The 13486-nt window shown below is 33.5% G+C and carries 14 protein-coding genes and 1 pseudogene; 11 read left to right on the forward strand and 4 right to left on the reverse strand.

Annotated features, from left to right (window positions below; translation table 11 throughout):
• Nucleotides 1-167: 167 nt before the first annotated feature.
• From MKX31_RS09015 to MKX31_RS09035, 5 genes are all read left to right on the forward strand, one after another.
• Nucleotides 168-1607 carry a GntP family permease gene (locus MKX31_RS09015; RefSeq protein WP_064477378.1) on the forward strand — a complete coding sequence of 480 codons (1440 nt, stop codon included), beginning with the start codon at nt 168-170 and terminating at the stop codon, nt 1605-1607.
• A 52-nt stretch (nt 1608-1659) separates the two neighbouring features.
• On the forward strand, nt 1660-2862 hold the full coding sequence (eutG, locus tag MKX31_RS09020) for an alcohol dehydrogenase EutG (protein WP_064477377.1): 1203 nt from the start codon (nt 1660-1662) through the stop codon (nt 2860-2862).
• Between the two features lie 147 nt (nt 2863-3009).
• Nucleotides 3010-3708, forward strand: a complete 699-nt coding sequence (locus tag MKX31_RS09025) for an aspartate/glutamate racemase family protein (protein ID WP_088046794.1) — start codon at nt 3010-3012, stop codon at nt 3706-3708.
• An 87-nt stretch (nt 3709-3795) separates the two neighbouring features.
• On the forward strand, nt 3796-4269 hold the full coding sequence (locus tag MKX31_RS09030) for an SAM-dependent methyltransferase (RefSeq protein ID WP_103655297.1): 474 nt from the start codon (nt 3796-3798) through the stop codon (nt 4267-4269).
• A complete protein-coding gene (locus tag MKX31_RS09035) occupies nt 4266-4706 on the forward strand; it encodes a GNAT family N-acetyltransferase (RefSeq protein WP_061679521.1) in 441 nt (146 codons plus the stop codon). Before MKX31_RS09030 ends, MKX31_RS09035 begins: the two co-directional genes overlap by 4 nt.
• Before the next feature lie 57 nt (nt 4707-4763).
• Here the strand turns inward: MKX31_RS09035 and MKX31_RS09040 are convergent, their stop codons facing one another.
• Nucleotides 4764-5291: an HAD-IIIA family hydrolase gene (locus MKX31_RS09040; RefSeq protein WP_064477374.1), complete on the reverse strand. Its 528-nt coding sequence runs from the start codon at nt 5289-5291 to the stop codon at nt 4764-4766.
• 29 nt (nt 5292-5320) lie between these two features.
• Nucleotides 5321-5752 (reverse strand): GNAT family N-acetyltransferase, encoded by a 432-nt coding sequence (locus MKX31_RS09045; protein ID WP_000009770.1) that lies wholly within the window; start codon nt 5750-5752, stop codon nt 5321-5323.
• Nucleotides 5753-5905: 153 nt separating this feature from the next.
• Between MKX31_RS09045 and MKX31_RS09050 the strand changes: the two genes are divergently transcribed.
• The 6 genes and pseudogenes from MKX31_RS09050 (at nt 5906) to MKX31_RS09075 (ending at nt 10487) form a co-directional block, all read left to right on the forward strand.
• Entirely contained in the window at nt 5906-6616 is a 711-nt protein-coding gene (locus MKX31_RS09050) for an ABC transporter ATP-binding protein (protein WP_000887839.1), read from the forward strand.
• Entirely contained in the window at nt 6609-7808 is a 1200-nt protein-coding gene (locus MKX31_RS09055) for an ABC transporter permease (protein WP_098103305.1), read from the forward strand. Before MKX31_RS09050 ends, MKX31_RS09055 begins: the two co-directional genes overlap by 8 nt.
• A gap of 282 nt (nt 7809-8090) precedes the next feature.
• Nucleotides 8091-8678: a YpjP family protein gene (locus MKX31_RS09060; RefSeq protein WP_064477370.1), complete on the forward strand. Its 588-nt coding sequence runs from the start codon at nt 8091-8093 to the stop codon at nt 8676-8678.
• A 106-nt stretch (nt 8679-8784) separates the two neighbouring features.
• Complete coding sequence (locus tag MKX31_RS09065) at nt 8785-9420, forward strand: HAD family hydrolase (protein ID WP_001174998.1); 636 nt, start codon at nt 8785-8787, stop codon at nt 9418-9420.
• 1 nt (nt 9421) lies between these two features.
• A pseudogene (locus MKX31_RS29240) lies at nt 9422-9531 on the forward strand (aminoglycoside phosphotransferase); the annotation flags it as partial.
• A 29-nt stretch (nt 9532-9560) separates the two neighbouring features.
• Complete coding sequence (locus MKX31_RS09075) at nt 9561-10487, forward strand: aminoglycoside phosphotransferase family protein (RefSeq protein ID WP_098103303.1); 927 nt, start codon at nt 9561-9563, stop codon at nt 10485-10487.
• Between the two features lie 41 nt (nt 10488-10528).
• Here the strand turns inward: MKX31_RS09075 and MKX31_RS09080 are convergent, their stop codons facing one another.
• The gene (locus MKX31_RS09080; protein WP_340980650.1) at nt 10529-11812 is read right to left on the reverse strand and encodes a S41 family peptidase; all 1284 of its coding nucleotides are present in this window, start codon (nt 11810-11812) and stop codon (nt 10529-10531) included.
• A 129-nt stretch (nt 11813-11941) separates the two neighbouring features.
• Nucleotides 11942-13399, reverse strand: coding sequence for a serine hydrolase (locus MKX31_RS09085; RefSeq protein WP_098103302.1), 1458 nt, complete (start codon nt 13397-13399; stop codon nt 11942-11944).
• Nucleotides 13400-13486: the final 87 nt, after the last annotated feature.

Genomic DNA, 13486 nt, shown 5'->3' on the forward strand with positions numbered 1-13486 from the left:
AAATCGTTTATGTTTAAAGGGATTTTTCATATGTAATCGAATACTTATAATTAGACATTTTTAGCATGAAAAATTTGTATGAATAAGAGGAGGGATGTCAAAATCAAAAGATTAGTAGAATTATATTTATAAAAGTTTGAATTTTCTGTTTAAATGGAGGGGTATAATTGGAGCTAGTTATTATATTATTAGCACTTAGTTTACTAATGTTTGTAGCATATAGAGGGTTTTCTGTTATTTTATTTGCACCGATTTTTGCTTTATTTGCGGTATTTTTGACAGAACCTAGTTTTGTATTACCTTTCTTTTCGAATATCTTTATGGAGAAAATGGTAGGTTTTATTAAACTATATTTTCCTGTATTTTTACTTGGTGCAATATTTGGTAAAGTAGTAGAAATGTCAGGAATTGCAGACTCGATTGCAAAAACAATTATAGAGTTAGTTGGTGAAAAACGTACGATTTTAGCGATTGTATTAATGGGTGCTATTTTAACGTATAGTGGTGTTAGTGTGTATGTAGTAGTGTTTGCTGTATATCCGTTCGCAGCTAAGTTGTTTCGCCAAGCGAATATTCCAAAGCGTTTAATCCCTGGAACAATTGTTCTTGGAGCAGTTACGTTTACAATGGATGCGCTACCTGGATCACCACAAATTCAAAATGTAATACCTACAACCTTTTTTAAAACGGACATTTATGCTGCGCCGATACTTGGTATTGTAGGGGCAATTTTTGTACTCACGTTAGGTTTACTATATTTAGAGAGTAGACGTAAGAAGGCGAAGGTAGCAGGAGAAGGGTATTTTGGTTTTAACGATGGGAATACTGAAATGGCAGCTTCTTTGCAAGTAGAACAAAAAGATATGCCGATGCTTAAAAGTATTGAAATTACAAGAGTACAGCAAGTGATTGCTTTTATACCACTTATTTTAGTAGGTGTAATGAATAAAGTTTTTACTATTATGATACCGAAGTGGTATCCGAATGGTTTTGATTTTTCTGCAATTGGTATGAGAGCATTTGGAAAAGTAGAATTAAGTGCAGTAGTTGGAATTTGGTCAGTAGAATTAGCACTTATTATAGGTATTGTAACAACGTTATTATTATATTGGAAACGAGTAGTAACAGGATTTCAAGCTGGATTGAATACAAGTATTGGTGGAGCGTTACTTGCAACGATGAATACAGGTGCTGAGTTTGGATTCGGTGGGGTAATTGCAGCACTTCCAGGTTTCGCGATTATGAGAGACGGCATTTCTGCCACATTCACGAATCCTTTAGTGAATGGAGCAGTAACGACGAATATTTTAGCTGGAATTACAGGCTCTGCATCAGGAGGAATGGGAATTGTTTTAAGTGCGATGGGAGATAAGTTTATTGCAGCGGCCAATCAATTTGATATTCCATTAGAAGTAATGCATCGTATCGTGTCAATGGCATCGGGAGGAATGGATACATTACCACATAACGGGGCTATTATTACTATTCTTACAGTCACAGGTTTAACACATAAACAGTCGTATAAAGATATTTTTGCTATTACAATTTTGAAAACGGTTGCTGTATTTTTAGTAATTGCATTCTATACTGCAACAGGAATTTATTAAGTCGATATTTTATAAACTAAAATATAAATTAGGGTAAGAAGGGGTGGAGTACTTGCAAGATGTTGCTGAGTTTCGTATGCCGAAGTCTGTATTATATGGAAGAAATTCGCTTGAAAAGCTGGGGGAACAATCTAAGAAGTTGGGGAAAAGAGCGTTTATAGTTACGGATACAATTATGGAGGATTTAGGATATGTTGAGAGGTGTATACAACAATTAAATACGAAAGGTATAACTGTTATTACATATAATAAAGTAAATGCTGAGCCTACAAATATACACGTGTTAGAAGCGTTAACACTTTGTAAAGAAGGAAAGTGTGATTTTATTATCGGTATTGGTGGTGGAAGTTGTATTGATGCTGCGAAAGCAGTTGCGGTGTTATATACAAATGGTGGAGAAGTGGAAGATTACGTCCAAAAAGATATGGAAATAGAAAACGATCCGCTACCACTAATTGCAATCCCAACAACTTCTGGTACTGGATCGGAAGTAACAAGTGTAGCAGTAATTACGAATAAACGAACAGATGTAAAAATGATGATGAAGCATCCGAGTTTTACCCCACAAGTAGCGATTATTGACCCAATTTTAACGCGTTCGGTACCACCTCATATTACAGCAGCAACAGGGATAGATGCATTATGTCATGCAGTCGAAGCATATATATCTAAAGTTTCACAATCGCTTACCGATGTACTTGCACTTTCCGCTATTGAAAGTATTATGAAATATTTACGTATTGCATATGAAGATAGAGAGAATATGGAGGCAAGAGAAGCGATGATGATTGCTTCCTTACAAGCTGGAATCGCATTTTCAAATGCATCTGTTACGTTAGTTCATGGAATGTCAAGGCCGGTAGGAGCGTTATTTCATGTACCACATGGTATATCGAATGCAATACTATTACCTACAGTTTTAGAATATACAAAAGTTAGTGCAGTAAAAAGACTAGCAGAAATTGGACGTTGTATAAATAAAGATTTGTATTCCTATTGTGATGAAGAAGTAGCCGACTACACGCTGAGGGAAATAAAAAAACTTTGTTTTGATCTTCGTATCCCAAATTTAAAAGAATACGGAATTGGTGAAGTTGAATTTGAAACAGCTATTTCTAAAATGGCATTGGATGCAATTGAAAGTGGAAGTCCAGCAAATAATCCACGTGTGCCATCATATGATGAAATTAAACAGTTGTATCGAGAATGTTTTCATTATCAATATGAAGATTCTATAAAAACATCCAATAATTAATTTCAGAATATTCTTATAAAATTTCCTTGGAAATAGTTAAAACAAGACTTTATATTATAAACGTAAAGTCTTGTTTTATTATGTATAATATACATAATAAAATGTTGTGATTAGTTTTATAAAACAGTATAAGGTGGGTTTGTTGTAATGAAAACAATAGGTTTAATTGGTGGTATGAGTTGGGAATCAACTTCTGAATATTATCGAATCATAAATGAAGAAATAAAAGAGAGATTGGGAGGGTTACATTCAGCAAAATGTATGATTAATAGTGTGGACTTTGAAGAGATTGAGCGATTCCAGTCTAACGGAGATTGGAATGGAGCAGGAGAAATATTAGGAAATGCAGCATATTCGTTACAGAGGGGAGGAGCAGATTTTATAATTATTTGCACAAATACAATGCATAAAGTAGTTGAGAAAATAAAGAAGAATATTCATATTCCAGTCTTACATATCGCTGATGCAACTGCGAAAGAAATTAAAAGGAAAGATATTCAAAAGGTTGGTTTGCTTGGAACTAAATATACAATGGAGCAAGATTTTTATAAGTTACGCATAGAAGAGAATCATATAAAAGTAATGGTTCCATCAGAAAAGGATAGAGATAAAATAAATGAAGTAATATATAAAGAATTGTGTTTAGGAAAGATAACATCCCAATCTAGAGAGTATTATAAAAGAGTTATAGAAGAGCTAGTAAAAGAAGGGGCACAAGGAATCATATTAGGTTGTACAGAAATAGGGTTATTAATAAAACAGGAAGACATATCCATTCCGGTATTCGACACAACTTATATACATGCAGTTGAAGCAGTTAATTTCGCTTTACGAAATAGATCATAATTATATTATGTAACCTAGTTCGTGTTTGTGGAAAACATTCTGAAAATACTTTATAATGTAAGTGGTTACATTTAAGGGGGAATGCGTATGTTTTCAGTTCAACCAATCGCATTTGTACATAATAAAAGAAAGGAAATAAAAGATGATGAGTGGGGAGAAGTAAGATCCAATATTACTTTAACTGAAATATATACAGAGGAAAGTATACAAGGGATTGAAGATTTTTCTCATATTGAAGTTGTTTTTTATTTTCATAAAGTAACTGATGAACAAATTCAATATTTTGCTAGACATCCTAGAAATAATAATGATTATCCTAAAGTAGGCATTTTTGCACAGCGCGGGAAAAATCGTCCGAATCGCATAGGAACCACAATTGTAAAGGTGATCAAAAGAGAAGGTAAATCAATTATTGTTGAGGGATTAGATGCTATTGATGGCACCCCTATATTGGATATAAAGCCGATAATGAAAGAGTTTATGCCGAAAGAAGAAATTGTACAGCCTAAATGGGCAACAGATATAATGAGAGAGTATTGGAAGGGGAATGGAGTAAAATGAGAATATATGAGGCAACAATTGCAGATTTAGATGGACTAGCATCAGTTTTTAATAACTATCGTATGTTTTATAGACAAGATTCCGATTTAGAAGGAGCAAAAGTATTTTTGCGAAATCGAATAGAGAGAAAAGAATCCGTTATTTTTGTAGCAGTTGAAGACGGTGAATATATAGGCTTCACACAATTATATCCATCATTTTCTTCCATTTCGATGAAAGAATTATGGATATTAAATGATTTATTTGTACAAGCCACTAAGCGCGGAGCAGGAACAGGTAAAAAATTACTAGAAGCTGCTAAAGAATTTGCATTAGAAAATGGTGCAAAAGGTGTAAAATTACAAACGGAGATTGATAATTTATCAGCACAGCGATTATATGCTGAAAATGGTTATTTGAGAGATAATCGTTATTTCCATTATGAATTAACGTTTTAAAAAAATATAAGATTAAAAGAGATGCTTTCATTGTGAAAACGTCTCTTTTAATTTGTATTATTGTTGATTTAAAATCCAATTTGTAGCATCTTCAAAGTTTTCTGCAATGTAGTTTGGTTCAATATGTGCCCATTTGTCTCGGTACGTATGTAAAGCATCATATCCAGCGCCTGTTCGAACTAATATCGTTGTCGCATGTACTGTTGCTCCTGCAACGATATCAGTCCAGCGATCACCAATTACAGCGCATTTTGTTAAATTAAGCCCGTGTTTTTCAGCCGCTTGCAGCAGCATACCTGTACTTGGTTTACGGCATTCACAACCATCACCGTGTTTATGAGGACATACGTATATATCATCAAAACCGAAGCCTTCTAATTCTTGTACAAAATCAGCTACAGTCGCTATCCCATCTGCGATACCTGGTTGATTTGTGAAAGAGAAAATTTTTATATTTTGAGCTTTTAGTTTTTGCAGAGCTGCTTTTGTGAAAGGAAATAATGTAAAAGAGCCTGGATAATGTATTGTAGTGTCACCGCCAATTGTACCGTCACGATCAATAAAAATAGCTTCGATGTTTGTCATAGTTTTAGTCCTTTCCATTTATAAGTAGTTTAAAAATGTTTTACAAATCGATATCCATTTACTTCATATCCTAATTTTTTGTAAAAAGGATGTGCTTCTACTCTTTTTGTTCCACTGACTAGCCATGTGCCGATACAATTATGTGTCTTTGCTAATTGTTCTGCATAATCCATTAATACTTGTCCAATGCCTTTCCGTCGTATTGTAGAATTAACGCTAATAATTGAAATCTCCCCATAACGAGTTATATCTTCTAAATTTTCACGTATACGAAACCCAAGTAATCCACATATGGTTTCTTCTTCCTCATAAACATATAAAAAATCAAAAGGACTCATTTGTACGAATTGCAATCGGTTGTTCATATCTTCATAGGAAATAGAAGAACCTTTTAATTCTTTCGCTAAAGAACAAAGTGCATCTATATCGTCTATTGTAGCTTCGCGAATTTGAAAAGACATATAATCCACTCCAATAAAATGTAATCAAACATTAAATATTCTGTTAAAAAGTATGTATTCCTGCTATGAAAATAAATATTTTATAATGATATATAGATAGTTATATGTTATTCTTTTCCTTGATTTTATTGGAAATGGAAAGAAGGGGAATGTATGTTAGACGTGAATATTCGCTCTGCCGGATATGATATAGGGGAAAAGACAATTCATGATATTGCCTTTTCAATTGAAAAAGGTGAATTAGTTGCACTTATTGGTGCGAATGGTGCTGGGAAGAGTACGACGATTAAAACGATGCTCGGTTTACTTGTAAATATGAATGGTGAAATATCATTTGGTGAAAAGAAAAATCCTTATGCATACGTGCCGGAACACCCGACATATTATGATTATTTGACGCTTTGGGAACATATCGAACTATTAATGGATGCTCGCGAGAACGAAGTAGGAAGCTGGGAAAGAAAAGCAGAAGAGTTATTACATATGTTTCGAATGGATAAACATAAACATGAGTATTTATCAAAGTTTTCAAAAGGTATGAAACAAAAATCGATGCTCATTTTGGCATTTTTAACTGAACCAGATTTTTATATCATTGATGAACCTTTTATCGGTTTAGATCCAGTAGCTACGAAAGAGTTTTTAAGTTATTTATATAAAGAAAAAGAACGTGGCGCAGGTATTTTACTTTGTACGCACGTATTAGACACAGCTGAAAGAATTTGTGAGAGATTTTTACTCATTTCACAAGGTACATTAGTCGCAGATGGAAATCTAGAATCTATCCAAGCGTTAGCAGAAATGCCAGGGAGTTCATTATTAGACTGCTTTGATGTAATAGTAAGGCGTGAACAGCATGATTAAACAACAATTTTATAAAAGATTGCGCCATGAACTGGGGCGTAAATGGAAGTCCATACGTTCTATAACGGATTGGACGGTTGCACTATATATTATTATTCCTGCACTTATATTTATAGGGATTTATTATCGTTCACTATGGATGGAAGAATTATCGATGGGAGAGACAGTTTATTTCGGATTAGGTTTACTCGCATTTTATGTGATTACATATTCTAGAGGAGTTCGCTCATTTTTTGAACAAGCGGATAGTTTATTTTTAATTTCTTATCCCGCTCACATGCAAAAGTTAATCCAGTATGGCATGACATATACGTTAATTCGAATAGCGATAACGAATGTAGTGGTAGTAGTTGCTATGTTACCAGTGTTGATGAAAAGTATTGGAGTGGCGCAGGTACAAATCATATTATTTTGGCTATTTTTTACTGCATTTCGATTTATGTTGTCGTTGTTAACGAGATTTATTCATATACGTGTGGGGAAACGATGGCTACTATGGATTGTAAAAAATGTGATATTTTCTATAAGTCTATCCTTTTTTGGATTGAGTCTGTTTCTTATTTATAAAAATTCCTTTTATTCTATACTATGTATCGGTCTAGCAGTTTTATTAATTATCGTATTGATAAAAGAAAAACTAAATTATAAAAATTGCTTTTTTAAAGAAGTTGAGAAAGAGAAAGAAGAAAGTATGCGCTGGACGAGTGGGATTATGCAAGTTGGTGGTCATGCGGCTAAACCGAGTAGTTCGAATAAAAAGCCGTGGATGTTTCCATGTTCTAAAAAGTTTTTAGGGAAGAAAAAAGATTCTCGTATTGTTGAATCCTTTTTAAAAGAATTTTTCCGTACAAGTAGTGCACGAATATTTTATATTCAAATTGTATGTATAAGTACTGTAAGTATTATCATGAGTCCGAGGTGGATTGTAGCTATTATTCTTGTATTTTCTTTAGTTGCAATTTCTCGTTATGCGCGCGATTATTGGAATGAATTTACGAAAAAAATGTTTCTTCATTTATATTGTGATGAAGGAAAATTACTACTGTTAAGATGGAAGGCAGATCGCTATTTATTACTTCCAGTACTGCTTTTGTATGGAATAGTTATACTTTCTCATTTTTATTTATTACCTGCTGTAATTGCCGGGATTATTTTTATAGTATGGATTGGTTGGATTGTATTTTTACCATAGAAAAAGAGCCGGAAAATGGCTCTTTTTTTAATCTGTTACACATTGATAAAGGAAATATACTAAAACGAGTATGCTTGCGGCGGAATACATGACATCTAAAGTCATCTGATTGCCTCCTCATTGTTGTTGTACTTATATTGTATGAAATCTTACAATTTCATATTCAAGTGAAAAATATGTGAACGTTAACAAAATTGTAAAGTGCAAAAATTACAATCATTTTGTATAATAGAAGAAACAACCGTTATATAAAATATAATGAGTGAAAGGGAGGGAACATAAATGCCAAATTGGTTTAGAAAAACCTTAGTCGCATTAATTACCGTATTTACATTTGGTTTAGTGACGCCTCCTTCCATATTGCTTGATAATGCCAAAGCTGCGGACAAGCCTACGAGTACAGCTGGGCAACAAAATTTGGAGAGTACGTCCTATACATATGAAGAAACGAATGACAGGTTAACCACCGATACTTTTATTACTTATGCAATGCTAGAAGCAGAGAAGCAGTCGATGCAAAAGTTTGGCACTAAAATTGGTCCAGTAATTGAAGATGAGTTTAAAGATGTAATATTACCGAAAATTGAAGAGGCAATTGCTCAGCTTGCCAATGATGTACCAGAAGATTCGCTGCAATCATTAGCGATTTCTCAAAGGCCAGCTGGCGGAAATAATGAAAAGATTTTTCATGTGTATGACACGAAATCAGGAAATGACTTATTGCGATTTCATGTAAGAAGAGATCATCCACCGCAAGATGGTTACTATTTTAATTTCCACTATCATCGATTTGATGATGGGTACTCAGGACACCATGAGTTAGGAAATATTTATTGGAATACGAATGTACCGCCAAAATGGCTTTCTTAAAAAGAACAAGAGAAAATCTTGTTCTTTTTTATGCTTATAGAAGGGTAAGACAACTATATTGTTGAATAAAATAGGTTTAGGAAAAAAGAAGTAAGGGAGTATGGGAATGCAAAAATATATTGTTTTTGACTTTGATGGCACATTAGTAGATTCACAAAATATATTTGTACCAATTTATAACCAGCTTGCTGAAAAGCATGGATATAAAACCGTAAGGGAAGAAGAAATTGAGTATTTACGTAAATTAACGATGCCGGAGAGATGTAAACAACTCGATGTACCACTGTATAAACTACCGATATTAGCATTAGAGTTTTATAAATTGTATCAACCTGCTATAAAAGATCTCATTTTGTTCCATGGGATGAAGGATGTATTAGATGAACTACATAAGAAAGGCTACGGAATTGCAGTCATATCATCGAACTCAGAAGAGCATATTCGAGCATTTTTACACAATAATGATATAGAAAATATTCAAGAAGTGTATTGTTCAAAAAATTTGTTCGGAAAAGATAAAATGATAAAACGGTTTTTAAAATCCAAAAAGATAACAGAGAAAGATATGTTATATGTTGGTGACGAACAGCGAGACGTAGCAGCATGTAAAAAGGCTGGGGTAAATGTAATTTGGGTATCTTGGGGATATGATGTCATTGAAACAGTGAAAAAAGATGCACCAGATTATATGGTCAATACACCGATGGAAATTGTACAAGTAGTACAAGGGGCGTATTCTTAATATGAATACACTTCGAGCAGGTATTCATCATATTGAATTTTGGGTAGCAAATTAGAGGAGCCCATTTCTTTTTACGATCCGAATGGTTTTATAATAGAAGTAGCGTATACACCAAATGTAGAAATGTAAGGGGAGTATATATGAAGACAATTACAGCATGGCAAAACAATATACAAATAGTAAAGGATGCAGTTAATATTGAAGAAATCTCCAAAGGTTTCTCACCAGATAAGAAATATATAATTACGTGTGCGAATAACGAAAAATATTTATTGCGGACAGGCGATATGAAAGAGTATGAAAGAAAGAAAATAGAGTTTCAAATTTTAAATGAAATGCAAAACCGTAGTGTGCAAGCACAAAAACCAATTGAAATGGGTTTGTTGGCAGAAAAAGGTTTATGCTATGGCATTTTTTCATATTTAGAAGGGGAAGATGCGAAGAAGCTATTGCCTACGTATTCACCAAAAGAACAATATGAAATTGGTATAGAGGCAGGAAAAGATTTAGCAAAAATGCATACATATGAAGCTCCTAAGGATATCCTTCCATGGTATGAAAGAGCAATGAAAAAACATCGAAAATATGTAGAGGCATATAAAACATGTGGAATAAAAATAAAAAAAGATGATAAAATCATTAAGTTTATAGATGAAAATGAAATATATTTACAAAGCCGCCCAAATCGATTTCAACACGATGATTTTCATTTAGAAAATATAATTGTACGTGATGCGAAATATGTAGGTGTTGTTGATTTTAATGGCTACGATTGGGGCGACCCACTTCATGATTTCGTAAAAATTGCACTATTTGCAAGGGACATTAGTATTCCGTATTCAATCGGACAAATAGAAGGATACTTTAACGGGAGAATACCAGAGGAGTTTTGGAAATTATATGCGGTTTACGTTGGCATGACGGTTTTCTCTTCAGTTGTCTGGAGTTTACGAGCAGCACCGCACATGTTAGATGATACGTTAGAGCGTCTTACTATAGTTTTAGAAGATCATAAAGACTTTGAGTCATTAAAGCCAATTTGGTTTCAACCAGAAAAATTAATATGAAATAGAAAAGGTAGGTGTGATTCACATCTACCTTTATTTTTTTACCATTCTTCGTTTTGAAGCAGTTGTAATGCTAATTTTAAATCAACATCTTCTTGTAGATGTTCCGGAGTCCACGGGATATGTATATGCGGCTGTATACCAATTCCGGACATTCCTTCGCCTTTATCTATAATAGAGAGCCGTGAAGTAGGGTAGTAAAGTGCAAATGTATCAGCCCATTCCATTACCGCTAAATTAGAATAATCATTTAAACCAGCAGTAGGACGACCAATTACTTTTACTTTCAATGATTTTTTTGCTACTTCTACAAAAGAATCACCAGAACTTCCACATGTAACATCTGTTAATATAACTACTCTACAAGGTGATTTTCGTCCGTGTATTTTTAATGATTGAAGTTCTTTTGGTAACTCAGAAGTATCAAATGTAACGAATCCTTTTTTATAATTCTTTTTTAAATTTTGAATAAATATATCTGTGAATATTTTGGAAAGTTCGTCTAAAGAATCATAATCTTCCATTTCGATGTCTTTCATGCGTAAATGAAAGTTTCGTTCTGTATGATTTAATTGCATTGTATCTGAAGAATCTAAAAGGGAAATCTCTTTGTCTTCGAATAAGTAAGGAAGTAATTTAAAAAATGCATCATCACTCCCGCCACGATTCAATCGCACATCTATTATTAAGTTCGGAAAAGTATTAAGCTCATCTTTATGTAAGTCTAATAATTTATTAATAGCATCAGTATTTGCGAAATCCGTCAAAGTAATTAAGATTGTATCTTTATTCTGCTGTTTAAATGAATAAATAGGCGTATATTCGCTTTGTTTATACTTTTGTAAAGTAATGGTTTCGGTTACGCCATTTTCATCTATAAGTGTACAATTTGATGATTTTAATAAAACATAATCCCATTTTTCACGTTCATATGTATTCTCATTTAAATACTTCTTATATTTTATTAATAACTCTGGAATTTTCATATTATCTAATGCTAGAATAGTCTGTCCTTTTTTCACTCTTATTTCTTGTGAATTGGATGTAATATATAGGCGGTCTTCGTATCTTTTCACCTGGAAGCCAACACTGTTAAGAGGTTGATTTTTAGAGTGCATTTTGAAAAACATATGATTATCTTTAAAGTCTAGTAAGTAATCACGTACAATTTCAGTAAATTGTACTGGTGTTAGTTCTCCTTGTCTCTCTAGTTTTTCAACTGTCTGTAAATAAGTAGCAGGATCGTCCCATCCTTCCTTATCTATACAACCTGAATAATCGTGATGAGTAATCGAAACAATTTCTTTGGAAATTTCTGTGTACACAGCTTTTCCTCTTGGTAATTTAATTAGTTGAATAATAGAATTCTGTATCCTTTACGTATTATCCTTTTTTTCGGATGGATAATTTAAAGGGAAATAGAGGGAAGTGTTATCTTCCCTCTATTAAAATATTTATTTAATTTTCTTAAATGCAAGCGGCTGCGTGCTTAACATAGTTGGTACATGTAACTGAAGGGATGGGAATTCACCACTAACACTCATTTCATAAGCCAATAATAAACTCATTTTCATTTGGAATAAGTCAACTTTTGCAGAGAAGATGTCGTAATGATGATGCGCTAATTGAATGTCCATCTCCATAAATTTTACAAATAACGAATCATCTCGTTTGTATACTTGTAATGTTCCATATGCAGGATGCTCGAAAGTACCGGTATAATCTTCTAACTTGTGAGAAGGTGTAGTCCCTTTAATTTGTTCAGGAATGGATTCAGTTGCTTCTTTCATCATTTCCTTCATTTTTTCAGTATCTTCTACAGCACGTTTATGCCAATCAATGGATTCTAATTCAAGTAGTTCGTCATAAATTTGATTAGCGAGATAAGTAGGTAGTAATGTACCTCCAGCATTCGTTAAAATGACAAGGCCTATGTTTTCTGTTGGTATGAATGAAACAAGCGCTGAAAATCCATCAATATTACCACCATGATGAATCACCTTATTACCACGATAAGCGCTAATAAACCAACCAAGGCCGTAACTATTTAATGGAGATTCAGGTAGTGATAAAACCGGTTGATCTGGAATTGAATTGTGCGGTGTATACATTTGTTGTAATAATTCAGGAGAAATTAATTCATGCTCTCCAAATTTCCCTTGTTTTAAGTGAAGAAGGACCCAATTGGCCATATCTTCAATTGTAGAATTAATACAACCAGCAGCGCCAACCGTATCAATATTGCGGAATGGAACTTCTTTTATTTCACCTTCATTTTCAATGTAAGGTAAAGCATAATCATCTGTAGTTTGTGAATCTGTAACAGAGAAATTTGTATGTCTCATATTTAAAGGTTCTAAAATATGTTCTGTAGCGTATTGCTCCCACGTTTGATTTGTAATGTTTTCAACAATGTAGCTAATTGTTGCATACATTAAGTTGTTATAAAGAAATGCTGTGCGGAACGGTGCATCAAGTTGTAAATGTTTTATTTTTTCAACGAGATCTTTTCGAGATAAGGAAGAGCTGTACCAAAGAGCCTCATGACGGCTTACACCAGTTCGATGAGAAGCTAAATCTCGTCCGGTAACTTGTGAGCTAGCAAGTAGTTCAGATAAAGAGAAGTTAGGTATATAAGACTGGACAGGAGTATCCCAATTAAACTTATTTTGTTGTGCTAACAAGCTTAATGAAAGTGTACCAAAAGCTTTCGTTGAGGAACCGATTGCGAACCGAGTATTCGGTGTAACAGTGTCTTTTGTCCCTAAATTTCGATAGCCAAATCCTTCTGAAATAATAACTTCACCGTCTTTTATAACAGCTACAGCAGCTCCAGGAACATTTAAATCCTTCATCATTTTTTCAACCGTTGTTTGTAAAGAAGTCATAACAGGAGTTTCAATTTTAGACATACTTCTAACCTCCAAATATAAATTTTGTTCTACCGCACTATACTTTCGGTAATAGAAAATGAAAACCTTTATAAATTTGGAAAGTTA

Origin of the sequence: Bacillus sp. FSL M8-0063 (assembly GCF_038005545.1) — a bacterium.
Lineage (GTDB): Bacteria > Bacillota > Bacilli > Bacillales > Bacillaceae_G > Bacillus_A > Bacillus_A wiedmannii.